The following is a 23,035-nucleotide window of genomic DNA, read 5'->3' on the forward strand; positions in this document are numbered from 1 at the left end:
GCTGTTTTACGCGTATGACAGGATACGGAGGACGGTTGTGGCGCACGTCTTCGGTGAACGCACTCTGGCCACACTGGAGCGTCTTCTGAGCCTGCTGTCGGCCTTTGAGGTCGTGGTATGGATGACGGATGGCTGGCCGCTGTGTGAATCACGCCTGAAGGGAAAGCTGCACGTTATCAGCAAGCGTTACACTCAGCGCATTGAGCGACATAATCTGAATCTGAGACAACATCTGGCAAGGCTGGGACGGAAGTCACTGTCGTTCTCAAAATCGGTGGAACTGCATGACAAGGTCATCGGGCATTATCTGAACATAAAACACTATCAGTAAGTTGGAGTCATTACCCACCCAGACTCACCAACATACGGATGCGAAGATCAATAACCATATGCTTTGCCAGCTGTTCTGTAAGTGAGTTGGTAATTGCCACTGCATATATCAACACGACGACAAAAAAGGCGATGAAGTACAGCGTGGTAATCAGATTACCAATCTTCTTGCCATAGTAGTGTGTTACCGCGCCCGTTATCCCTTCACCTGCTGATGTTTTCGATGAGAGGATGAACTGGCATAAAGCTTTATGTGGCCAATATGTTAAAGGCCAGGCGACCAGAGCAGTAATAAACAGGACCACAGCCCCTGCCGAACCTAACTGAATAGGAAGGAAGAGCGTGCCTGCACCAACGGCTGTGCCGTAGAGCGCGAAACTCCACAGAGTTTCTTCTTTAGACCAAATATTAGACATTATCTGAACGTATCATCTACAAATTAAACAAAATGGAGGGCAATTTACCATAAACCAGGTTAAGTATGGGAGATTAACGCCCTATCTACCCCTCTATTGGTGGGTTAGTGGTTGCAAACCTTACGTGCCAGTTATGTCTCTGACTGCTGCTCAGGCATATTTCTTTTGTGATAAAAATCACTTTTTTTAAACAATTAAGATAACTGTAATTAACAATCATTTACTATTGCACTGTTAATTGGTGCGAGGTTGTGATGAAAGACGTTGTGATTGTCGGGGCGTTACGGACACCTATCGGCTGCTTTCGTGGTGCGTTAGCGGGTCATTCCGCCGTGGAACTTGGTAGTTTGGTCGTGAAAGCGTTAATAGAACGTACCGGCGTTCCTGCATATGCGGTGGATGAAGTAATTCTTGGTCAGGTGTTGACTGCAGGGGCAGGGCAGAATCCGGCAAGGCAATCGGCTATTAAAGGTGGTCTTCCTAATAGCGTTTCTGCAATCACTATTAATGACGTTTGCGGTTCTGGGCTTAAAGCACTGCATCTGGCTACTCAGGCGATACAGTGTGGCGAGGCTGATATTGTCATCGCCGGTGGCCAGGAAAACATGAGCCGCGCACCACATGTTCTGACTGATAGCCGCACCGGTGCACAGCTTGGCAATAGCCAGTTGGTTGACAGTCTGGTGCATGATGGGTTGTGGGATGCCTTCAATGATTATCATATTGGTGTCACCGCCGAAAATCTGGCTCGCGAATATGGCATCAGCCGTCAGTTGCAGGATGCTTACGCACTTAGCTCGCAACAAAAAGCGCGAGCGGCGATTGACGCCGGACGATTTAAAGATGAGATCGTCCCGGTAATGATCCAAAGTAACGGTCAGACGTTGGTTGTTGATACCGATGAACAGCCATGCACTGACGCCAGTGCAGAAGGTTTAGCCCGTTTAAATCCTTCATTTGATAGTCTCGGTTCTGTGACCGCGGGGAATGCATTATCCATAAACGATGGCGCAGCTGCGGTAATGATGATGAGCGAAGCCAAAGCACGAGCGTTGAATTTACCCGTGCTGGCCCGCATCCGCGCATTTGCCAGCGTTGGTGTAGATCCGGCATTGATGGGAATTGCGCCGGTGTATGCGACCCGCCGTTGCCTGGAGCGTGTAGGCTGGCAGTTGGCTGATGTCGATCTTATCGAGGCTAATGAAGCGTTTGCTGCACAGGCGCTTTCGGTTGGCAAGATGCTTGAGTGGGATGAGCGTCGGGTCAATGTCAATGGTGGCGCGATCGCACTCGGTCACCCGATAGGCGCTTCCGGTTGCCGAATCCTGGTTTCTCTGGTTCATGAAATGGTGAAACGTAATGCCCGCAAAGGGCTGGCAACGCTTTGTATCGGCGGGGGCCAGGGCGTGGCATTGACCATTGAACGTGACGAGTAGCTCTGCATTTCCTCCTTACCGATAAATATCTGCCGTCATTAATCTGTTGAATAATGATGGCTGGCAAGTCGACATACATTTTCTGGGCTCCCTCATTTTTCCATTCTCATGACATATTCGTGATCGACACTGCACTTTTTTTAATCCTTAACTTAAAAATAAAACATTGTTTTATTTTTAATTGAAAACCCTAGCCCATGGGCATATCATCCCTTTATAGAGAAAACGAAACAGTGTTTCACTATCGTTTTCTATTTTCACGCTTCACTGATTATCGGAGGTTGATGTGGACGTAAGACAGAGCATCCACAGTGCGCACGCAAAAACGCTGGATACCCAAGGGCTGCACAATGAATTTTTGGTTGAAAAGGTATTTGTCGCCGATGAGTACACCATGGTTTACAGCCACATTGACCGAATTATTGTTGGCGGCATTATGCCGATAACTAAAACGGTTTCCGTTGGCGGGGAAGTTGGTAAACAACTCGGCGTAAGCTATTTCCTTGAACGTCGCGAGTTAGGTGTTATCAATATTGGCGGTGCCGGTACGATTACTGTCGATGGCCAATGCTATGAAATAGGTCACCGCGACGCCCTGTATGTTGGTAAAGGTGCAAAAGAAGTTGTCTTTGCCAGTATTGATACCGCCACTCCGGCAAAGTTTTATTACAATTGCGCACCCGCGCATACGACGTATCCCACCAAAAAAGTCACCCCGGACGAAGTATCTCCAGTCACGTTAGGCGATAACCTCACCAGTAACCGTCGCACTATTAACAAATATTTTGTCCCGGATGTGCTGGAAACCTGCCAATTGAGTATGGGGCTGACGGAGCTGGCTCCAGGTAACTTGTGGAACACCATGCCGTGTCACACCCACGAGCGCCGGATGGAAGTTTATTTCTATTTCAATATGGATGATGACGCCTGCGTTTTCCACATGATGGGGCAACCGCAAGAAACGCGTCACATTGTGATGCATAACGAGCAGGCGGTGATCTCCCCGAGCTGGTCGATCCATTCCGGCGTCGGAACCAAAGCTTATACCTTTATCTGGGGCATGGTTGGTGAAAACCAGGTCTTTGATGATATGGACCATGTGGCCGTTAAAGATTTGCGCTAGTTGTGGGCATAAACGAATAAGGTATTGTTATGATTTTAAGTGCATTTTCTCTCGAAGGTAAAGTTGCGGTCGTCACTGGTTGTGATACTGGGCTGGGCCAGGGGATGGCGTTGGGGCTGGCGCAAGCGGGCTGTGACATTGTTGGCATTAACATCGTTGAACCGACTGAAACCATCGAGCAGGTCACGGCGCTGGGGCGTCGTTTTTTAAGCCTGACCGCCGATCTGCGAAAGATTGATGGCATTCCTGGACTGCTGGATCGCGCGGTAGCTGAATTTGGTCATATTGATATCCTGGTGAATAACGCCGGATTGATTCGCCGCGAAGACGCTCTCGAGTTCAGCGAAAAAGACTGGGACGATGTCATGAACCTGAATATCAAGAGCGTATTCTTCATGTCTCAGGCAGCGGCGAAACACTTTATCGCGCAAGGCAATGGCGGCAAGATTATCAATATCGCGTCAATGCTCTCCTTCCAGGGCGGGATCCGTGTGCCTTCTTATACCGCATCAAAAAGCGGCGTGATGGGTGTGACGCGATTGATGGCGAACGAATGGGCTAAACACAACATTAATGTTAATGCGATAGCTCCGGGTTACATGGCGACCAACAATACTCAACAACTACGGGCAGATGAACAACGTAGCGCGGAAATTCTCGACCGCATTCCAGCTGGTCGTTGGGGACTGCCGAGTGACCTGATGGGGCCGATAGTGTTCCTTGCCTCCAGCGCTTCAGATTATGTGAATGGTTATACCATTGCCGTGGATGGCGGTTGGCTGGCGCGTTAATTCATTCTTCTTACTTTTATGACCCTGCCGCATGGCAGGGTTTTTTATACCTGTAGATCATCATAATCCATATCATGGTTATGAAATAATCCATATTAATTATCAATTAATGAACTTTATGAATTTTATCTGCTGTAAAATTAGGTGGTTAATAATAATCTCAATAATTCAACTTAATTTGAAAATTGGAATATCCATCACATAACGACATGTCGCAGCAATTTAATCCATATTTATGCTGTTTCCGACCTGACACCTGCGTGAGTTGTTCACGTATTTTTTCACTATGTCTTACTCTCTGCTGGCAGGAAAAAATGGTTACTATCAATACGGAATCTGCTTTAACGCCACGTTCTTTGCGGGATACGCGGCGTATGAATATGTTTGTTTCGGTAGCTGCTGCGGTCGCAGGATTGTTATTTGGTCTTGATATCGGCGTAATCGCCGGAGCGTTGCCGTTCATTACCGATCACTTTGTGCTGACCAGTCATTTGCAGGAATGGGTGGTTAGTAGCATGATGCTCGGCGCAGCAATTGGTGCGCTGTTTAATGGTTGGCTGTCGTTCCGCCTGGGGCGTAAATACAGCCTGATGGCGGGGGCCATCCTGTTTGTACTCGGTTCTATAGGGTCCGCTTTTGCGACCAGCGTAGAGATGTTAATCGCCGCTCGTGTGGGGCTGGGCATTGCTGTCGGGATCGCGTCTTACACCGCTCCTCTGTATCTTTCTGAAATGGCAAGTGAAAACGTTCGCGGTAAGATGATCAGTATGTACCAGTTGATGGTCACACTCGGCATCGTGCTGGCGTTTTTATCCGATACAGCGTTCAGTTATAGCGGTAACTGGCGCGCAATGTTGGGGGTTCTTGCTTTACCAGCAGTTCTGCTGATTATTCTGGTGGTCTTCCTGCCAAATAGCCCGCGCTGGTTGGCGGAAAAGGGGCGTCATATTGAGGCGGAAGAAGTATTGCGTATGCTGCGCGATACGTCGGAAAAAGCGCGAGAAGAACTCAACGAAATTCGTGAAAGCCTGAAGTTAAAACAGGGCGGTTGGGCACTGTTTAAGATCAACCGTAACGTCCGTCGTGCTGTGTTTCTCGGTATGTTGTTGCAGGCGATGCAGCAGTTTACCGGTATGAACATCATCATGTACTACGCGCCGCGTATCTTCAAAATGGCGGGCTTTACGACCACAGAACAACAGATGATTGCGACTCTGGTCGTAGGGCTGACCTTTATGTTCGCCACCTTTATTGCGGTGTTTACGGTAGATAAAGCAGGGGTAAACCGGCTCTGAAAATTGGTTTCAGCGTGATGGCGTTAGGCACTCTGGTGCTGGGCTATTGCCTGATGCAGTTTGATAACGGTACGGCTTCCAGTGGATTGTCCTGGCTCTCTGTTGGCATGACGATGATGTGTATTGCCGGTTATGCGATGAGCGCCGCGCCAGTGGTGTGGATCCTGTGCTCTGAAATTCAGCCGCTGAAATGCCGCGATTTCGGTATTACCTGTTCGACCACCACGAACTGGGTGTCGAATATGATTATCGGCGACCTTCCTGACGCTGCTCGACAGCATTGGCGCTGCCGGTACGTTCTGGCTCTACACTGCGCTGAACATTGCGTTTGTGGGCATCACTTTCTGGCTCATTCCGGAAACCAAAAATGTCACGCTGGAACATATCGAACGCAAACTGATGGCAGGCGAGAAGTTGAGAAATATCGGCATCTGATTTCACGGGCCGGATGTGCTGTACATCCGGCCCTTTTTTCGTTAATAGAGATTGGGCACTTGGCCGTTGAGGCGTTTGTCTCGTTCCTTATTCAGCCTTGTTGCGGTAACACACATCAGGAGAGAGGAATGAAAACAATTGGTTTGCTGGGAGGAATGAGCTGGGAATCCACCATTCCTTACTATCGTTTGATAAATGAAGGCATTAAACAGCGGCTTGGTGGGCTTCACTCTGCGCAAGTGCTGCTACATAGCGTCGATTTTCATGAAATAGAAGAGTGCCAGCGTCGCGGGGAATGGGATAAAACCGGGGACATTCTGGCTGAGGCGGCGCTTGGCTTACAGCGGGCGGGCGCAGAAGGTATTGTGTTATGTACCAATACGATGCATAAAGTGGCGGATGCCATTGAGTCACGTTGCACTCTGCCTTTCTTACACATTGCGGATGCCACCGGACGTGCAATTACCGGGGCCGGAATGACTCGTGTGGCGCTGCTGGGTACGCGTTACACCATGGAACAGGATTTTTATCGCGGGCGGCTGACGGAACAATTTTCCATCAATTGTCTTATTCCTGAAGCGGATGAACGGGCGAAAATTAATCAGATTATTTTTGAAGAACTGTGTCTGGGGCAATTTACCGAAGCGTCACGCGCTTATTATGCGCAAGTGATTGCTCGCCTTGCAGAACAGGGCGCACAGGGCGTCATTTTTGGCTGCACAGAAATTGGTTTACTGGTGCCAGAAGAGCGCAGTGTTTTGCCTGTGTTTGATACTGCGGCGATCCATGCCGAGGATGCTGTCGCTTTTATGCTGTCGTAGCTGACGACAAAATAGCGTCAAGAGAAGTGACCAGTTTCGGTAACCCCGCTTGTAAATGCTCACTAAACGCCTGCACCAGCGCTGATGACGGGCGGTGCAGGGGGCGGATCAGGCTGACTGTGAACGGAACCGCAATACTGAACCGCCGCACCACTAAACCGCTTGCCGCATAATCCAGTGCGGTGAGCGGGTTAACCACCGAAACACCTACCCCCGCCCGTACCATTGCGCAGATTGACGCGGCGCTGTGGGTTTCTACGATCATGCGTCGTTTAACCTGATGTTCAGTAAATAGCTGATCCAGCAACTGGCGATAGCTGTCAGTACGGGAAAGGCTGATGTAGTTCTCACCCTGAAAATCATCCGGCGTTAATACCTTTTTTACCGCCAGCGGATGACCCGGAGGTAACACACACACTTCATCTAAAGAGAGTAATTCGGTACGTTCTGTTCCCGCAGGCGTATGGAGTGTCTCAGTGAGTCCTAAATCATGACGCTGGGCCGAGAGCCACTCTTCAAGTAGCGGTGATTCCTGGGGCACGATATTTAAGCTGACATCGGGATAACGTGCCAGAAAGGGTTGCAGGAGCTGCGGTAAAAAAGATTGCGAAAAGACCGGCAGGCAGGCAATAGACAGTTCTCCCTGGCGAAACTCGCGCAGACTTTCTGCAGCGCTGACAATTCGATCCAGTCCGTACCAGGATCGTTGCACTTCTTCAAACAGACGCAGTCCTTGCACGGTAGGATGTAATCGCCCACGTACGCGCTCAAACAATTTCAGCCCGATCACCTTCTCAAAGCGCGCAAGTTCGCGGCTGACGGTTGGCTGTGAGGTGTGTAGCAGGTGTGCCGCCTCAGTCAGGCTTCCGGCGGTCATTACCGCATGAAAAATTTCAATATGACGTAAGTTAACGGCGGCCATTAGCGCTCTCTCGCAATCCGGTAATCCATATCATTTTTGCATAGACTCGACATAAATCGATATTTTTTATTCTTTTTATGATGTGGCGTAATCATAAAAAAGCACTTATCTGGAGTTTGTTATGCCACATTCACTGTTCAGCACCGATACCGATCTCACCGCCGAAAATCTGCTGCGTTTGCCCGCTGAATTTGGCTGCCCGGTGTGGGTCTACGATGCGCAAATTATTCGTCGGCAGATTGCAGCGCTGAAACAGTTTGATGTGGTGCGCTTTGCACAGAAAGCCTGTTCCAATATTCATATTTTGCGCTTAATGCGTGAGCAGGGCGTGAAAGTGGATTCCGTCTCGTTAGGCGAAATAGAGCGTGCGTTGGCGGCGGGTTACAATCCGCAAACGCACCCCGATGATATTGTTTTTACGGCAGATGTTATCGATCAGGCGACGCTTGAACGCGTCAGTGAATTGCAAATTCCGGTGAATGCGGGTTCTGTTGATATGCTCGACCAACTGGGCCAGGTTTCGCCAGGGCATCGGGTATGGCTGCGCGTTAATCCGGGGTTTGGTCACGGACATAGCCAAAAAACCAATACCGGTGGCGAAAACAGCAAGCACGGTATCTGGTACACCGATCTGCCCGCCGCACTGGACGTGATACAACGTCATCATCTGCAGCTGGTCGGCATTCACATGCACATTGGTTCTGGCGTTGATTATGCCCATCTGGAACAGGTGTGTGGTGCTATGGTGCGTCAGGTCATCGAATTCGGTCAGGATTTACAGGCTATTTCTGCGGGCGGTGGGCTTTCTGTTCCTTATCAACAGGGTGAAGAGGCGGTTGATACCGAACATTATTATGGTCTGTGGAATGCCGCGCGTGAGCAAATCGCCCGCCATTTGGGCCACCCTGTGAAACTGGAAATTGAACCGGGTCGCTTCCTGGTAGCGCAGTCTGGCGTATTAATTACTCAGGTGCGGAGCGTCAAACAAATGGGGAGCCGCCACTTTGTGCTGGTTGATGCCGGGTTCAACGATCTGATGCGCCCGGCAATGTACGGTAGTTACCACCATATCAGTGCCCTGGCAGCTGATGGTCGTTCTCTGGAACACGCGCCAACGGTGGAAACCGTCGTCGCCGGACCGTTATGTGAATCGGGCGATGTCTTTACCCAGCAGGAAGGGGGAAATGTTGAAACCCGCGCCTTGCCGGAAGTGAAGGCAGGTGATTATCTGGTACTGCATGATACAGGGGCATATGGCGCATCAATGTCATCCAACTACAATAGCCGTTCGCTGTTACCAGAAGTTCTGTTTGATAATGGTCAGGCGCGGTTGATTCGCCGTCGCCAGACCATCGAAGAATTACTGGCGCTGGAATTGCTTTAACTGCGGTTAGTCGCTGGTTGCATGATGACTTGCCTCCAGCGACGGAGTTGACACTGAATGACGACGTACCAGCGTCGGACTAAAGACATTAGTGATTTCCGGGAGAGGGCGATTATCCGCCAGCGCCAAAGCCAGTTCGGCAGCCTGGGTCGCCATCGTCACGATTGGGTAACGCACGGTGGTCAGGCGCGGACGCACATAGCGTGACACCAGCACATCATCAAAGCCAATTAACGAAATCTCACCCGGTACATCAATACCATTATCATTGAGAACGCCCATCGCACCCGCCGCCATTGAATCGTTATAACAGGCTACCGCAGTGAAATTTCTTCCTCGTCCCAAAAGCTCGGTCATTGCCTGTTCGCCGCCGCTTTCGTCTGGTTCGCCAAATGTCACCAGCCGGTCATTGGCCGCAATACCACTTTCAGCAAGGGCATCGTAATACCCTTGCAGACGATCTTCGGCGTCAGAAATAGAGTGGTTAGAGCACAGATAACCAATGCGGGTATGACCTTGCTGAATTAAATGACGCGTTGCCAGCCAGGCACCGTAACGATCGTCAAGAGCAATACAACGGTTTTCAAAGCCAGGCAGGATACGGTTGATCAGCACCATACCGGGCATTTGTTTCATTAATGAGGCTAAATCGGCATCCGGGATCATTTTGGCATGGACGACCAACGCAGCACAGCGATGGCGGATCAGTTGCTCAATAGCCTGACGCTCTTTTTGTTCGTTGTGGTAACCGTTGCCAATCAATAAGAAATTACCGGTGTGATAAGCCACCTGTTCGACCGCTTTCACCATTGCACCGAAAAACGGATCGGAAACATCACCAACGATCAGACCGACCGTTTCAGTGGTCTGCTGCGCCAGCGCACGGGCGTTGGCGTTCGGGTGATAGCTAAGAGACTCCATTGCACTATGCACAGCCAGCCGGGAAGCTTCGCTGGCTTTGGGTGAATTATTAATGACGCGGGAAACGGTGGCGACTGAAACGCCTGCCAGTCGGGCTACATCCTTTATGGTCGCCATGAAAATACCTTAGTGGGTAAACGCTTACATTCTTTCAGTGTTACGGAAAACGCCCGTTGGTTCAAGGAGTGGCGTGTTTTCATCGTGGGAATGTGAGCCAAACGCAAATAAGTAAGACAAAAAAAGAGATTGCAAACCTTTGGTTACACTTTGCGAAACGCTGTTGCGATTGACCGCTGGTGGCGTTTGGCTTCAGGTTGCTAAAGTGGTGATCCCAGAGGTATTGATTGGTGAGATTATTCGGTACGCTCTTCGTACCCTGTCTCTTGCACCAACCTGCGCGGATGCGCAGGTTTTTTTTCGCACCTAATTTACTGTCGCTCGCGTTCTTTATCTCGTGTAATCTCCCTCCATTCGCTTTTACTGAATCAGAGCAAAGGGAGTTGGAATGCTTTTTAGCTTTTTTCGAAATTTGTGCCGTGTTTTGTATCGCGTTCGCGTTACGGGTGACACCCAGGCACTGAAGGGCGAGCGCGTTCTAATTACGCCTAATCACGTCTCTTTTATTGATGGCATTTTGCTTGGACTGTTTTTACCTGTGCGTCCAGTGTTTGCCGTTTACACCTCAATAAGCCAACAGTGGTATATGCGTTGGCTGAAATCATTTATCGACTTTGTTCCTCTCGACCCGACGCAACCTATGGCTATTAAACATCTGGTACGTCTGGTGGAACAGGGCCGACCAGTGGTGATTTTCCCTGAAGGACGCATCACCACTACAGGCTCGCTGATGAAAATCTACGATGGCGCGGGTTTTGTCGCGGCGAAGTCTGGTGCAACGGTTATTCCTGTGCGTATTGAAGGGGCGGAACTTACGCACTTCAGCCGCCTGAAAGGTCTGGTTAAACGTCGCTTGTTCCCGCAAATTACTCTGCATATTTTGCCTCCAACGCAGGTGGCGATGCCGGATGCGTCGCGTGCCCGTGACCGTCGCAAAATCGCTGGCGAAATGCTGCATCAAATAATGATGGAAGCGCGTATGGCGGTGCGCCCGCGTGAAACTCTGTACGAATCTTTACTGAGTGCAATGTACCGCTTCGGAGCCGGGAAGAAATGTGTCGAAGACGTCAACTTTACCCCAGACTCCTATCGCAAATTGCTTACGAAAACGCTGTTTGTTGGACGCATCCTTGAAAAATACAGTGTTGAAGGCGAACGCATCGGCTTAATGCTGCCCAATGCAGGCATCAGTGCGGCAGTGATTTTTGGGGCCATCGCGCGTCGCCGCATTCCCGCAATGATGAACTACACTGCTGGGGTAAAAGGGCTGACCAGTGCTATTACGGCGGCTGAAATCAAAACCATCTTCACTTCCCGCCAGTTTCTCGATAAAGGCAAACTCTGGCATCTGCCGGAGCAACTTACTCAGGTGCGCTGGGTCTATCTGGAAGATTTAAAAGCAGATGTCACCACTGCCGACAAAGTATGGATCTTCGCTCATTTGCTGATGCCGCGCCTGGCGCAGGTAAAACAGCAGCCGGAAGAAGAGGCGCTGATCCTCTTTACCTCCGGTTCTGAAGGCCATCCAAAAGGCGTCGTCCATAGCCATAAAAGCATTCTGGCGAACGTCGAGCAGATTAAAACGATTGCCGACTTCACCACCAACGATCGCTTTATGTCGGCATTACCGCTGTTTCACTCCTTTGGGCTGACGGTAGGCCTGTTTACGCCACTGCTTACAGGTGCAGAAGTGTTCCTTTATCCAAGCCCGCTGCATTACCGCATTGTGCCGGAGTTGGTGTATGACCGCAGTTGCACCGTGTTGTTCGGTACCTCGACTTTCCTCGGTCACTACGCGCGTTTCGCCAACCCGTATGACTTCTATCGTCTACGCTATGTGGTGGCAGGCGCAGAAAAACTACAAGAAAGTACCAAACAGCTTTGGCAGGATAAATTTGGCCTGCGCATCCTTGAAGGCTATGGTGTAACCGAGTGCGCGCCTGTCGTTTCTATCAACGTACCGATGGCGGCGAAACCCGGTACGGTAGGGCGTATTCTACCAGGAATGGATGCGCGCCTGTTGTCGGTTCCTGGTATCGAAGAGGGCGGACGCCTGCAACTGAAAGGGCCGAACATAATGAACGGCTATCTGCGGGTGGAGAAGCCAGGTGTACTGGAAGTGCCCACCGCCGAGAATGTTCGCGGCGAAATGGAGCGCGGCTGGTATGACACTGGCGATATTGTGCGTTTTGACGAGCAGGGCTTTGTGCAGATTCAGGGCCGCGCAAAACGCTTTGCCAAAATTGCAGGCGAAATGGTGTCGCTGGAAATGGTGGAACAACTGGCACTTGGTGTTTCGCCAGATAAAGTCCATGCCACTGCGATTAAGAGCGATGCCAGCAAAGGCGAGGCACTGGTGCTTTTCACCACAGATAACGAACTGACGCTCGATAAGTTGCAACAGTATGCCCGCGAGCACGGCGTGCCGGAGCTTGCTGTACCGCGCGATATTCGCTATCTGAAACAGATGCCATTACTTGGCAGCGGCAAACCTGACTTTGTCACGTTGAAAAGCTGGGTAGACGAAGCGGAACAACACGATGAGTGAGTCAGTGCACACTAACACTTCGTTGTGGTCGAAGGGGATGAAAGCGGTTATCGTGGCGCAGTTTCTCTCTGCGTTTGGCGATAATGCCCTACTGTTTGCCACTCTGGCGTTACTGAAAGCGCAGTTCTATCCGGAGTGGAGCCAGCCCATCCTGCAAATGGTGTTTGTAGGTGCTTACATTCTTTTTGCGCCGTTTGTCGGGCAGGTGGCGGATAGCTTCGCCAAAGGCCGGGTGATGATGTTTGCCAACGGCCTGAAGCTGCTGGGCGCAGCCAGTATCTGCTTTGGTATCAATCCGTTTCTCGGCTATACGCTGGTGGGGGTTGGTGCTGCAGCCTATTCACCGGCGAAATACGGTATTCTCGGCGAATTAACCACGGGTAGTAAGTTAGTGAAAGCTAACGGTTTAATGGAAGCTTCTACCATAGCGGCGATTTTGCTCGGTTCCGTAGCCGGTGGTGTGCTGGCTGACTGGCATGTCCTCGTCGCCCTGGCCGCATGCGCACTGGCCTACGGTGGTGCGGTCGTTGCCAATATCTACATTCCCAAACTGGCGGCGGCGCGTCCGGGGCAGTCTTGGAATCTCATCAACATGACCCGCAGTTTCCTGAATGCCTGCACCTCGCTATGGCGCAATGGTGAAACGCGTTTTTCGCTGGTGGGCACCAGTTTATTCTGGGGAGCGGGTGTCACGCTGCGTTTCCTGTTGGTGCTGTGGGTACCGGTGGCGCTGGGCATTACCGATAACTCTACGCCCACCTATCTCAACGCGATGGTAGCGATTGGTATCGTGGTTGGCGCAGGTGCGGCAGCGAAGTTAGTTACGCTGGAAACCGTGTCACGCTGTATGCCAGCCGGGATTTTGATTGGCGTGGTGGTACTGATTTTTTCCCTGCAACACGAGCTGCTGCCAGCCTATGCCTTGTTGATGCTGATTGGCGTGATGGGGGGCTTTTTTGTCGTTCCGCTCAATGCGTTGCTACAGGAGCGGGGTAAAAAAAGCGTCGGGGCGGGGAATGCGATTGCAGTACAAAACCTTGGCGAAAACAGCGCCATGTTGTTGATGCTGGGCATTTACTCGCTGGCGGTAATGGTAGGCATCCCGGTCGTGCCCATTGGCATTGGCTTCGGTGCGCTGTTTGCGCTGGCAATAACGGCGCTGTGGATCTGGCAGCGCCGTCATTAATATTTAACGCCGGTTTTAACCGGCGTTAATCTTATGGTGCCGGATAAGTATAAACCTGATGCACCGCTTCAATTTCAGCTAATACGTCTTCGCTTAACTCCAGATGCAAACTTTCGATGTTAGTTTTCAGCTGATCCATCGTGGTTGCGCCCAGCAGAGTGCTGGCAACAAACGGTTGACGGCGTACAAACGCGAGCGCCATCTGAGCAGGGTCCAGGCCATGACGTCTGGCGATATCAACATACGCCGCGACGGCTTTTTGCGTTTGCTCACCGCTATAGCGGGTGAACCGACTAAAGAGCGTATTACGTGCGCCAGCGGTTTTTGCACCATTGAGATATTTCCCGGTCAGCGTGCCGAAACCCAGGCATGAATAGGCCAGCAGTTCGACCCCTTCATACTGGCTGACTTCTGCCAGACCTACTTCAAAACTGCGGTTTAACAGACTGTAAGGGTTCTGAATGGTGACAATACTCGGCAGATCGTGTTTGTCCGCCAGATGCAGGTAGCGCATTACGCCAAATGCAGTTTCGTTCGACACGCCGATATAACGAATTTTTCCCGCGCGTTGGTACTCTGCCAGTGCGTCCAGCGTATCCAGCAGCGAAACCGCAGGCGCAGAATCCGTCCAGCTATAACCGAGTTTGCCGAAGCAGTTGGTCGGGCGCTGCGGCCAGTGCACCTGATAAAGATCGAGGTAATCAGTCTGTAGGCGCTTGAGGCTGTCATGCAGCGCTTCGCGGATATTCTTCCGATCCAGCGCCTGATCCGGGCGGATGCCCTTGTCATTATTGCGCGACGGTCCGCTCACTTTGGAGGCGATAATTAACTTTTCGCGGCTGCCATGTTTCGCCAGCCAGTTGCCGACGTAGGTTTCGGTTAACCCTTGCGTTTCGGGGCGCGGAGGTACTGGGTACATTTCGGCAACGTCGATAAGGTTAATGCCCTGAGCGACGGCATAGTCGAGTTGTGCGTGGGCGTCGGCTTCGCTGTTCTGTTCACCAAACGTCATCGTGCCAAGCCCCAGCGTGCTGACTTCCAGCGAACTGTGGGGTATACGGTGATATTGCATAGCCGTTTCCTTTTTATAATCACGACATAAGGAATATAAAAATGGCAGAGGGAAGGGAAAAGGGAAAGAGAAAAATCTTAAGGCCAGCCGGATGCTGACCTTATTTGTTAACGTTCAATAATTTGCGAAACATCATCACGGTTAATTTGCATCGCGTTACCTTGCTGATCGTGATAACTCACCAGCCCGGTATCATCATCAATTTCAGGTTTTCCATCGGTCAAAATCATACGGCCATCTTTGGTCGCCATGACGTAATCACTGGAACACCCGGAAACAGCAAACGCCAGTCCGACTGCAGAAATTATTACTGCCCATTTTTTCATCCGGTTATCCTCATTTGGCCTACCTATGATAATAGTCTGTTTATAAAACGACGTTATATATCTTGAAAGCAGGAAAATCTTAAACTGTGAGGGTAAAAGGAGTGAGTACGCCCTCCCGCAGGAGAGCGTACGGAGTATCAGAGCGGATTCTTTTTGTTGCGAATCAAGTTGAGGCTTTCAACCGCAATAGAGAAGAACATCGCGAAGTAGATGTAACCTTTCGGTACGTGGATGTCGAAACTTTCCAGAATCAGGGTAAAGCCCACCAGAATCAGGAAAGAGAGCGCCAGCATTTTTACCGAAGGATGGCGTTCGACAAAATCACCAATCGAGCGCGCGGCGAACATCATCACGCCTACGGCAATCACCACGGCTGCCATCATAATAAACAGGTGATCTGACAGACCCACAGCCGTAATCACCGAGTCGAGGCTAAAGATAATATCCAGCAGCATAATCTGCACGATAGCGCCGAGGAATGATGAAACGCGTGTTTTCAGCCCTTCTTCTTCACCTTCAATGGATTCGTGGATTTCCTTGCTGGCTTTCCAGATAAGGAACAAGCCACCCAGAAGCAGAATCAAATCACGGGCAGAAATTTCCTGACTGAATATTGTAAAAAGCGGATTTGTCAGGCGCGTAACCCAGGCGATTGATGCCAGCAGCGCCAGACGCATAACCATGGCTCCCGCCAACCCCAGACGGCGCGCATGAGCACGTTGTGCTGTGGGAAGCTTTGCCACCACCAGAGAAAGGAAAATAATATTGTCGATCCCAAGAACGATCTCCAGCAGCGTCAGCGTACCGAGCGCAAGCCAGGCGTTAGGATCGGTTATCCATGCAAATAACATCTAAAAAGCCCTGCCAAAAAAATGAAGCGGTAATTATATGCCCGGAAAGCGGCAGGTCAAAGCGATGGCTACTGGATCAGAAAATGACGGGCCAGTAGTGCACTGGTGAAATTCTTCTTCAAATAAAAGCCGCGTGGCAGCGTCAGAATCCGTTCGCCCCGGGCACCAATGGCTTCGGTAAGCGCTTTCGCATTCGCTGCTTTCGGTCTTATCTGTAAATATTCCCCGTGACGAGCGGTGATCCGCTCAACCTGACCGAGAACAATCATATCCATTAATTCTTCCCAGTCTTCGCGTAGCTGTCGGTCTTCCTCTTCATTCGGGGTCCACAGCAACGGGGATCCTACGCGACGCTGCGCCAGCGGGATGCTGCGCTCGCCTTCAACCGGTATCCACAGTACGCGTTTGAGCTTGTGGCGCACGTGGCTGGTTTCCCAGGTCACCCCGCTATTACCCGTTAACGGGGCAACACAAACGAATGTTGTTTCCAGCGGACGACCAAGACTATCCACAGGGATAGTTTTAAGTTCCACGCCCAGAGCAGCAAAATCTTGCTCAGGTTTACTCCCTGCGCTGGCACCTAGCCAGATCTCCAGTAACACGCCAATCCAGCCCTTATCGCGTTTTAAATTCTCTGGCGTAACCAGCCCGGCAAGTGCCGCCAGTTCTCCCAATGTATAACCAGAAAGTTGCTGTGCTTGCGCTAACAACTGTTCTTCAGTTTCGGGAGGAGAGAGCAGTGGGCGAGGTTGGGACATGTCATGATACCTTGGTTAAAAAACAAACAGCAATTATGTACCGAATATTCGCAGTGTAACTTTTTCCACATGTGTTGTTCAATTCTCTGATTTATATTGCTTTTTAGGCTGCCGATAATCGAGTTGCGCAGCACTGCAATAGGTTTTCCAAATCTGGTCACTGAAAATAAACAGGATCTTACACCATGTTATCCACAGAAAGCTGGGATAACTGTGAAAAACCTCCACTACTGTTTCCATTTACAGCCTTGACGTGCGACGAAACTCCAGTTTTTAGTGGTTCAGTGCTTAACTTAGTGGCACATTCTGTGGATAAATACGGCATTGGTTGATCTTTCGCCAACCCGTAAATGAGAGGTGTGACCTGGGTCACGAATTACTCTTTTTCATTACTCAAATTACATGTAATGCATTGACTTATAATGAATATTTTAAAATGCCTATATCGGGCTTATTCAGAATGCTCCGGGTTTTCCCGTAGTAATTCCGTAGTTCTTCACAACTCTATCCACAGAAAAGGTGAATAAAAACGGCTATCCACCCCTTCCTCTGTTTATAACTCTGCACATAACTGTGAGTTATTCAATTGTTATTAGTGTGTAATGCCCTGCAGAGAGTGGTTTACCGTCTTCCTGGAGTATGAAACAATCATTCGTATATAAAGCTTTATTTTGAGGTAGTCCGGTGATTGATGACGATGGCTACCGCCCAAACGTAGGTATCGTGATTTGTAATCGCCAGGGGCAGGTAATGTGGGCCCGGCGATTTGGTCAGCACTCCTGGCAATTTCCGCAAGGCGGAATCAACCCCGGAGAATCCGCAGAGCAGGCGATGTACCGTGAATTGTTTGAAGAAGTAGGATTAAGCCGCAAAGACGTTCGAATCCTTGCTTCAACGCGTAACTGGTTGCGCTACAAATTACCGAAACGTTTGGTGCGTTGGGACACGAAGCCGGTTTGTATCGGCCAAAAACAAAAATGGTTTCTCTTGCAGCTGGTGAGCGGCGATGCAGAAATCAATATGCAAACCAGCAGTACACCAGAGTTTGACGGCTGGCGATGGGTAAGTTACTGGTATCCGGTCAGACAGGTGGTGTCATTTAAACGTGATGTCTACCGTAGGGTAATGAAAGAGTTCGCGAGTGTGGTGATGTCACTGCAGGAAAATACGCCAAAACCACAAAACACATCTGCTTATCGACGTAAAAGAGGTTAAGTCACGCCAATTATGCTCACTCGCCTGCGCGAAATAGTCGAAAAGGTAGCCAGCGCACCACGCCTGAATGAGGCGTTAAATATTCTGGTTACCGACATCTGTCTTGCGATGGATACCGAGGTCTGTTCGGTCTACCTGGCCGATCATGATCGACGTTGTTACTACCTGATGGCGACCCGGGGGCTGAAAAAACCACGCGGTCGCACTGTAACGCTCGCGTTTGATGAAGGGATCGTCGGCCTGGTTGGCAGGCTGGCGGAACCGATAAACCTTGCAGATGCGCAAAAGCACCCCAGCTTCAAATACATCCCCTCCGTAAAAGAAGAACGTTTCCGCGCGTTTTTAGGCGTACCAATTATTCAACGTCGCCAGTTGCTTGGTGTACTGGTGGTACAGCAACGAGAGTTGCGCCAGTATGACGAAAGTGAAGAATCCTTCCTGGTGACGCTTGCCACCCAGATGGCAGCTATTCTTTCTCAGTCGCAGTTGACTGCCTTGTTTGGGCAATATCGCCAGACGCGAATCCGCGCATTACCGGCAGCACCTGGTGTGGCGATTGCCGAAGGCTGGCAGGATGCCACGTTACCTTTAATGGAACAGGTGTATCAGGCATCAACGCTGGATCCGGCTCTGGAACGCGAACGATTGACCGGGGCGCTGGAAGAAGCGGCAAACGAGTTTCGCCGCTACAGCAAACGCTTTGCCGCCGGAGCACAAAAAGAAACGGCGGCTATTTTCGATCTTTACTCGCACCTGCTTTCGGACACCCGGCTGCGTCGCGAATTGTTTGCCGAGGTTGATAAAGGCTCGGTGGCAGAGTGGGCGGTAAAAACGGTCATTGAAAAATTTGCCGAACAGTTTGCCGCGCTAAGCGATAACTATCTCAAAGAGCGGGCTGGCGATTTACGTGCGCTGGGTCAGCGATTGCTGTTTCATCTTGATGACGCTAATCAAGGGCCGAACGCCTGGCCGGAACGTTTCATTCTGGTGGCAGATGAACTGTCAGCGACAACTCTTGCTGAGCTGCCCCAGGATCGCTTAGTCGGTGTTGTCGTGCGAGATGGCGCAGCCAACTCCCATGCTGCGATCATGGTACGTGCGCTGGGGCTCCCTACCGTGATGGGCGCGGATATTCAGCCTTCGGTGCTGCATCGTAGGACGCTGATCGTTGATGGCTATCGCGGTGAATTGCTGGTCGATCCGGAGCCGATACTGCTGCAAGAATATCAGCGGCTAATTAGTGAAGAGATTGAGCTTAGCCGTCTGGCGGAAGATGACGTCAATTTACCCGCGCAGTTAAAAAGCGGTGAGCGTATAAAAGTCATGCTCAATGCTGGTTTAAGCCCGGAACATGAAGAAAAACTGGGCAGCCGTATTGATGGCATCGGTCTTTATCGCACTGAAATCCCATTCATGCTGCAAAGTGGTTTCCCGTCGGAAGAAGAACAGGTGGCGCAGTATCAGGGGATGCTGCAAATGTTCAATGATAAACCCGTCACCTTGCGTACGCTGGATGTCGGAGCAGATAAGCAGCTGCCTTACATGCCGATCAGCGAAGAGAATCCATGCCTGGGTTGGCGTGGGATTCGCATTACGCTCGATCAGCCGGAGATCTTCTTGATCCAGGTGCGGGCGATGCTGCGTGCTAATGCCGCTACGGGCAACCTGAATATTCTGTTGCCGATGGTCACCAGCCTCGATGAAGTTGACGAAGCACGCCGCCTGATTGAACGTGCCGGACGTGAAGTCGAGGAGATGATCGGTTACGAAATTCCCAAACCACGTATCGGCATCATGCTGGAAGTACCGTCAATGGTATTTATGCTGCCGCATCTGGCAAAGCGGGTCGATTTCATCTCTGTTGGCACCAACGATCTGACTCAATACATTCTGGCCGTTGATCGCAACAATACCCGGGTGGCGAACATTTATGACAGCCTTCATCCTGCAATGTTACGAGCTCTGGCAATGATCGCCCGGGAAGCGGAAATACATGGTATCGATCTCCGTTTGTGCGGTGAAATGGCGGGCGATCCCATGTGCGTGGCAATCCTCATTGGGCTTGGGTATCGCCATCTGTCTATGAACGGACGTTCTGTAGCGCGGGTAAAATACCTGCTGCGGCGCATTGATTTTGCCGAAGCAGAAAATCTTGCGCAGCGTAGTCTGGAAGCGCAACTGGCGACCGAAGTTCGTCATCAGGTTGCAGCCTTTATGGAGCGTCGCGGCATGGGCGGGCTGATTCGCGGAGGGTTATAGCGCGGATCATATACATATCTTTTAACGGTATCCGGCAACCAGCCAGGTCCCCTTGTGCTATTATTCGCACCTTTGGAGCGCCTGAAACCTGCGGCGCGCATTTCAATCGCTGTTCTCTTTCAGCGAAATAACAAGAACTTGTGGTGACAGATGACCAGTAGCTATCTGCATTTTCCGGAGTTTGATCCGGTCATTTTCTCAATAGGACCCGTGGCGCTTCACTGGTACGGCCTGATGTATCTGGTGGGTTTCATTTTTGCAATGTGGCTGGCAACACGTCGGGCGAATCGTCCGGGCAGTGGCTGGACCAAAAATGAAGTTGAAAACTTACTCTATGCGGGCTTCCTCGGCGTCTTCCTCGGTGGACGTATTGGTTATGTTCTGTTCTACAACTTCCCGCAGTTTATGGCCGATCCGCTGTATCTGTTCCGTGTCTGGGACGGCGGCATGTCCTTCCACGGCGGCCTGATTGGCGTTATCGTGGTGATGATTATCTTCGCCCGCCGTACTAAACGTTCCTTCTTCCAGGTCTCTGATTTTATCGCACCACTCATTCCGTTTGGTCTTGGTGCCGGGCGTCTGGGCAACTTTATTAACGGTGAATTGTGGGGCCGCGTTGACCCGAACTTCCCGTTTGCCATGCTGTTCCCTGGCTCCCGTACAGAAGATATTTTGCTGCTGCAAACCAACCCGCAGTGGCAATCCATTTTCGATACTTACGGTGTGCTGCCGCGCCACCCATCACAGCTTTACGAGCTGTTGCTGGAAGGTGTAGTGCTGTTTATTATCCTCAACCTGTATATTCGTAAACCGCGCCCAATGGGAGCTGTCTCAGGTTTGTTCCTGATTGGTTACGGCGCGTTTCGCATCATTGTTGAGTTTTTCCGCCAGCCCGACGCGCAGTTTACTGGTGCCTGGGTGCAGTACATCAGCATGGGACAAATTCTTTCCATCCCGATGATTGTCGCGGGTGTGATCATGATGGTCTGGGCATATCGTCGCAGCCCACAGCAACACGTTTCCTGAGGAACCATGAAACAGTATTTAGAACTGATGCAAAAAGTGCTCGACGAAGGCACACAGAAAAACGACCGTACCGGAACCGGAACGCTTTCCATTTTTGGTCATCAGATGCGTTTTAACCTGCAGGATGGATTCCCGCTGGTGACAACTAAACGTTGCCACCTGCGTTCCATCATCCATGAACTGCTGTGGTTTCTGCAGGGCGACACTAACATTGCTTATCTACACGAAAACAATGTCACCATCTGGGACGAATGGGCCGATGAAAACGGCGACCTCGGGCCAGTGTATGGTAAACAGTGGCGCGCCTGGCCAACGCCGGATGGTCGTCATATTGACCAGATCACTACGGTACTGAACCAGCTGAAAAACGACCCGGATTCGCGCCGCATTATTGTTTCAGCGTGGAACGTAGGCGAACTGGATAAAATGGCGCTGGCACCGTGCCATGCGTTCTTCCAGTTCTATGTGGCAGACGGCAAACTCTCTTGCCAGCTTTATCAGCGCTCCTGTGACGTTTTCCTCGGCCTGCCGTTTAACATTGCCAGCTACGCGTTACTGGTGCATATGATGGCGCAGCAGTGTGATCTGGAAGTGGGCGATTTTGTCTGGACGGGGGGCGACACGCACCTGTACAGCAATCATATGGATCAAACTCATCTGCAATTAAGCCGCGAACCGCGTCCGCTGCCGAAGTTGATTATCAAACGTAAACCCGAATCCATCTTCGACTACCGTTTCGAAGATTTTGAGATTGAAGGCTACGCTCCGCATCCGGGCATTAAAGCGCCGGTGGCTATCTAATTACGAAACATCCTGCCAGAGCCGACGCTAGTGTGCGTCGGTTTTTTTTACCCTCCATTAAATTCTTCGAGACACCTTCCCGAAATTTTGCAACGTCCTGCAACGGCGTAAATAGTCCGGAAGATGCGCCGAAGAAATAGAAACTGGCCCTCGTCTTTTTTCTCCTCGCTCCATACTGCCGGCATGAAAACACAACGTGGTTATACGCTGATTGAAACGCTGGTCGCGATGCTGATTTTGGTCATGCTAAGCGCAAGTGGACTCTATGGCTGGCAATACTGGCAGCAGTCGCAACGGCTATGGCAAACCGCCAGCCAGGCGCGGGACTATTTGCTCTATTTACGTGAAGATGCCAACTGGCATAACCGCGACCACAGTATCAGCGTTATCAGGGAGGGGACGTTATGGTGCCTTGTGAGTTCCGCTGCTGGGGCCAATACCTGTCATGGCAGTTCACCATTGGTCTTTGTGCCACGCTGGCCCGAAGTCGAAATGAGCGACCTGACACCTTCGCTTGCTTTCTTTGGCCTGCGCAATACCGCATGGGCCGGGCATATTCGCTTCAAAAACTCAACGGGCGAGTGGTGGCTGGTGGTTTCGCCGTGGGGAAGACTCCGGCTTTGTCAGCAAGGAGAAACAGAAGGATGCCTGTAAAAGAGCAAGGTTTTTCTCTGCTGGAAGTGTTGATTGCTATGGCGATCAGTAGCGTATTGTTGCTGGGGGCTGCACGCTTTCTGCCTGCGTTACAGCGTGAAAGTTTAACGAGCACCCGTAAGCTGGCGCTGGAAGATGAAATCTGGCTGCGGGTATTTACCGTCGCGAAGCATCTCCAGAGGGCGGGTTATTGTCATGGCATCTGTACCGGCGAAGGGCTGGAAATTGTCGGACAGGGTGACTGTATCAGTAAGCGTCAACGGAGCACCGTATTGACGCTTATTTATTGGTGAGTGCTACGTTCCATGGCAGGAGTTCGTCAACACGGTTGGAAGGCCATTCCGGCAG

At 50.9% G+C, this 23,035-nt stretch carries 20 protein-coding genes and 4 pseudogenes; 16 read left to right on the forward strand and 8 right to left on the reverse strand.

Annotation, left to right across the window (positions count from 1 at the left end; translation table 11 throughout):
• A pseudogene (locus BHE85_RS21130) lies at positions 1 to 331 on the forward strand (IS1-like element IS1X2 family transposase); the annotation flags it as partial.
• 16 nt (positions 332 to 347) lie between these two features.
• Here the strand turns inward: BHE85_RS21130 and BHE85_RS21135 are convergent.
• Positions 348 to 746, reverse strand: a pseudogene (locus tag BHE85_RS21135) (amino acid permease); the annotation flags it as partial.
• 254 nt (positions 747 to 1,000) lie between these two features.
• Here BHE85_RS21135 and BHE85_RS21140 point away from each other — a divergent pair.
• From BHE85_RS21140 to ygeA, 5 genes and pseudogenes are all read left to right on the forward strand, one after another.
• Positions 1,001 to 2,182 carry an acetyl-CoA C-acetyltransferase gene (locus BHE85_RS21140; RefSeq protein WP_039064234.1) on the forward strand — a complete coding sequence of 394 codons (1,182 nt, stop codon included), beginning with the start codon at positions 1,001 to 1,003 and terminating at the stop codon, positions 2,180 to 2,182.
• A 286-nt stretch (positions 2,183 to 2,468) separates the two neighbouring features.
• A complete protein-coding gene (kduI, locus tag BHE85_RS21145) occupies positions 2,469 to 3,305 on the forward strand; it encodes a 5-dehydro-4-deoxy-D-glucuronate isomerase (protein ID WP_000383219.1) in 837 nt (278 codons plus the stop codon).
• Positions 3,306 to 3,334: 29 nt separating this feature from the next.
• Positions 3,335 to 4,096, forward strand: coding sequence for a 2-dehydro-3-deoxy-D-gluconate 5-dehydrogenase KduD (gene kduD, locus BHE85_RS21150; RefSeq protein ID WP_000603508.1), 762 nt, complete (start codon positions 3,335 to 3,337; stop codon positions 4,094 to 4,096).
• A 314-nt stretch (positions 4,097 to 4,410) separates the two neighbouring features.
• A pseudogene (araE, locus tag BHE85_RS21155) lies at positions 4,411 to 5,826 on the forward strand (arabinose-proton symporter AraE).
• A 128-nt stretch (positions 5,827 to 5,954) separates the two neighbouring features.
• Positions 5,955 to 6,647: an amino acid racemase gene (gene ygeA / locus BHE85_RS21160; protein WP_000848664.1), complete on the forward strand. Its 693-nt coding sequence runs from the start codon at positions 5,955 to 5,957 to the stop codon at positions 6,645 to 6,647.
• Here ygeA and lysR read toward each other — a convergent pair.
• Complete coding sequence (lysR, locus tag BHE85_RS21165; RefSeq protein WP_000741823.1) at positions 6,634 to 7,569, reverse strand: DNA-binding transcriptional regulator LysR; 936 nt, start codon at positions 7,567 to 7,569, stop codon at positions 6,634 to 6,636. The two genes, ygeA and lysR, sit on opposite strands and share 14 nt — an antisense overlap.
• A 121-nt stretch (positions 7,570 to 7,690) precedes the next feature.
• On the opposite strand from lysR, the gene lysA reads away from it, so the two are divergent.
• Complete coding sequence (gene lysA / locus BHE85_RS21170; RefSeq protein ID WP_001120712.1) at positions 7,691 to 8,953, forward strand: diaminopimelate decarboxylase; 1,263 nt, start codon at positions 7,691 to 7,693, stop codon at positions 8,951 to 8,953.
• 6 nt (positions 8,954 to 8,959) lie between these two features.
• Here the strand turns inward: lysA and galR are convergent, their stop codons facing one another.
• Positions 8,960 to 9,991, reverse strand: coding sequence for an HTH-type transcriptional regulator GalR (galR, locus tag BHE85_RS21175; protein WP_000201048.1), 1,032 nt, complete (start codon positions 9,989 to 9,991; stop codon positions 8,960 to 8,962).
• A 388-nt stretch (positions 9,992 to 10,379) separates the two neighbouring features.
• Here galR and aas point away from each other — a divergent pair, with 388 nt between their 5' ends.
• Both aas and lplT read left to right on the forward strand, forming a co-directional pair.
• The gene (gene aas / locus BHE85_RS21180; RefSeq protein WP_000899060.1) at positions 10,380 to 12,539 is read left to right on the forward strand and encodes a bifunctional acyl-ACP--phospholipid O-acyltransferase/long-chain-fatty-acid--ACP ligase; all 2,160 of its coding nucleotides are present in this window, start codon (positions 10,380 to 10,382) and stop codon (positions 12,537 to 12,539) included.
• Positions 12,532 to 13,725, forward strand: coding sequence for a lysophospholipid transporter LplT (lplT, locus tag BHE85_RS21185; RefSeq protein WP_000004622.1), 1,194 nt, complete (start codon positions 12,532 to 12,534; stop codon positions 13,723 to 13,725). Before aas ends, lplT begins: the two co-directional genes overlap by 8 nt.
• 31 nt (positions 13,726 to 13,756) lie before the next feature.
• On the opposite strand, the gene BHE85_RS21190 is transcribed toward lplT, so the two are convergent.
• The 4 genes from BHE85_RS21190 to mutH all read right to left on the reverse strand — a co-directional run bounded on the left by BHE85_RS21190 (position 13,757) and on the right by mutH (position 16,732).
• On the reverse strand, positions 13,757 to 14,797 hold the full coding sequence (locus BHE85_RS21190) for an NADP(H)-dependent aldo-keto reductase (RefSeq protein WP_001199312.1): 1,041 nt from the start codon (positions 14,795 to 14,797) through the stop codon (positions 13,757 to 13,759).
• Positions 14,798 to 14,904: 107 nt separating this feature from the next.
• A complete protein-coding gene (ygdR, locus tag BHE85_RS21195) occupies positions 14,905 to 15,123 on the reverse strand; it encodes a lipoprotein YgdR (protein WP_000758655.1) in 219 nt (72 codons plus the stop codon).
• A 137-nt stretch (positions 15,124 to 15,260) separates the two neighbouring features.
• On the reverse strand, positions 15,261 to 15,974 hold the full coding sequence (locus BHE85_RS21200) for a TerC family protein (RefSeq protein ID WP_000895624.1): 714 nt from the start codon (positions 15,972 to 15,974) through the stop codon (positions 15,261 to 15,263).
• A 68-nt stretch (positions 15,975 to 16,042) separates the two neighbouring features.
• Positions 16,043 to 16,732 carry a DNA mismatch repair endonuclease MutH gene (gene mutH, locus BHE85_RS21205; RefSeq protein ID WP_000082195.1) on the reverse strand — a complete coding sequence of 230 codons (690 nt, stop codon included), beginning with the start codon at positions 16,730 to 16,732 and terminating at the stop codon, positions 16,043 to 16,045.
• Positions 16,733 to 16,917: 185 nt separating this feature from the next.
• Here mutH and ygdT point away from each other — a divergent pair, with 185 nt between their 5' ends.
• The 7 genes and pseudogenes from ygdT to BHE85_RS21245 form a co-directional block, all read left to right on the forward strand.
• Positions 16,918 to 17,064, forward strand: coding sequence for a protein YgdT (gene ygdT, locus BHE85_RS28120; RefSeq protein WP_000953278.1), 147 nt, complete (start codon positions 16,918 to 16,920; stop codon positions 17,062 to 17,064).
• 352 nt (positions 17,065 to 17,416) lie between these two features.
• Positions 17,417 to 17,947, forward strand: a complete 531-nt coding sequence (rppH, locus tag BHE85_RS21215) for an RNA pyrophosphohydrolase (RefSeq protein WP_000564490.1) — start codon at positions 17,417 to 17,419, stop codon at positions 17,945 to 17,947.
• Between the two features lie 12 nt (positions 17,948 to 17,959).
• Positions 17,960 to 20,206 carry a phosphoenolpyruvate--protein phosphotransferase gene (gene ptsP, locus BHE85_RS21220; RefSeq protein ID WP_000957921.1) on the forward strand — a complete coding sequence of 749 codons (2,247 nt, stop codon included), beginning with the start codon at positions 17,960 to 17,962 and terminating at the stop codon, positions 20,204 to 20,206.
• Positions 20,207 to 20,356: 150 nt separating this feature from the next.
• Complete coding sequence (gene lgt / locus BHE85_RS21225; protein WP_000204658.1) at positions 20,357 to 21,232, forward strand: prolipoprotein diacylglyceryl transferase; 876 nt, start codon at positions 20,357 to 20,359, stop codon at positions 21,230 to 21,232.
• A 6-nt stretch (positions 21,233 to 21,238) separates the two neighbouring features.
• Positions 21,239 to 22,033, forward strand: coding sequence for a thymidylate synthase (gene thyA, locus BHE85_RS21230; RefSeq protein WP_000816231.1), 795 nt, complete (start codon positions 21,239 to 21,241; stop codon positions 22,031 to 22,033).
• Between the two features lie 183 nt (positions 22,034 to 22,216).
• Positions 22,217 to 22,687, forward strand: a complete 471-nt coding sequence (locus BHE85_RS21240) for a prepilin peptidase-dependent protein (RefSeq protein ID WP_000857051.1) — start codon at positions 22,217 to 22,219, stop codon at positions 22,685 to 22,687.
• A pseudogene (locus BHE85_RS21245) lies at positions 22,678 to 22,935 on the forward strand (prepilin peptidase-dependent protein); the annotation flags it as partial. The gene BHE85_RS21240 and the pseudogene BHE85_RS21245, both read left to right, overlap by 10 nt.
• Positions 22,936 to 22,966: 31 nt before the next feature.
• On the opposite strand, the gene BHE85_RS28525 reads toward BHE85_RS21245, so the two are convergent.
• On the reverse strand, positions 22,967 to 23,035 hold a 69-nt coding region (locus tag BHE85_RS28525; protein WP_369803596.1), incomplete at its 5' end, for a hypothetical protein.

The sequence above is a fragment of the Shigella sp. FC1567 genome, from assembly GCF_001743015.1.
Lineage (GTDB): Bacteria > Pseudomonadota > Gammaproteobacteria > Enterobacterales > Enterobacteriaceae > Escherichia > Escherichia coli.